This window comes from Ilumatobacter nonamiensis YM16-303, from assembly GCF_000350145.1.
Classification (GTDB): domain Bacteria; phylum Actinomycetota; class Acidimicrobiia; order Acidimicrobiales; family Ilumatobacteraceae; genus Ilumatobacter_A; species Ilumatobacter_A nonamiensis.
The window spans coordinates 1-567 of sequence record NZ_BAOL01000224.1; the positions used below are offsets into that span (position 1 = coordinate 1).

Here is a 567-nt window from a genome sequence, read left to right on the forward strand (position 1 = left end):
GAGCGGAGTACAAGATCGACTTCGTCCCCAAGGTCAGCCTCGAAGTGGTCGTGGACGACGCCGTCGTCGACGGCGCCGTCGAGGCGATCAAGACCGGAGCTGCCACCGGCAAGATCGGTGACGGCAAGATCTGGGTGAGCGACGTCGATCGCATCGTCCGGATCCGCACCGGCGAAGAAGGAGCCGACGCGGTCTAGCAGATCTCACGTGCGGTGAGGTCCTGAGGACGACCTCCTCCAGCCGCTCGTGTCCACCCGAGGTTCGTTCCGACGCACCTCTGCCCAGTCCCCGGGTTCTGTCGACTGTCCTCAGACGGAACCCGGGGCGCTGGTGTTTTTCGGGCCGTGTTCACGAAGCACGCCGCGATCCGTGAGCCGCCCCCGACAACGTGCAAGAGTGGAATCGCTGACACTCCTGGGGGACCTCGTTCATGAAACTCATCACCGCCGTCATCAAGCCGTTCAAACTCGACGACGTGAAGGACGCGCTGAAGTCGATCGACATCAGCGGGATCACCGTCACCGAGGTGCGCGGATTCGGTCGCCAGGGCGGCCACACCGAGACCTA

General features: G+C 64.0%; 2 protein-coding genes. Both read left to right on the forward strand.

What is annotated here, in order from left to right; translation table 11 throughout:
• Positions 1 to 197, forward strand: a 197-nt coding sequence (locus ON45_RS17775) for a P-II family nitrogen regulator (protein WP_040495656.1), incomplete at its 5' end; no start/stop codon positions are given.
• Positions 198 to 430: 233 nt separating this feature from the next.
• On the forward strand, positions 431 to 567 hold a 137-nt coding region (locus ON45_RS17780), incomplete at its 3' end, for a P-II family nitrogen regulator (RefSeq protein WP_040495657.1).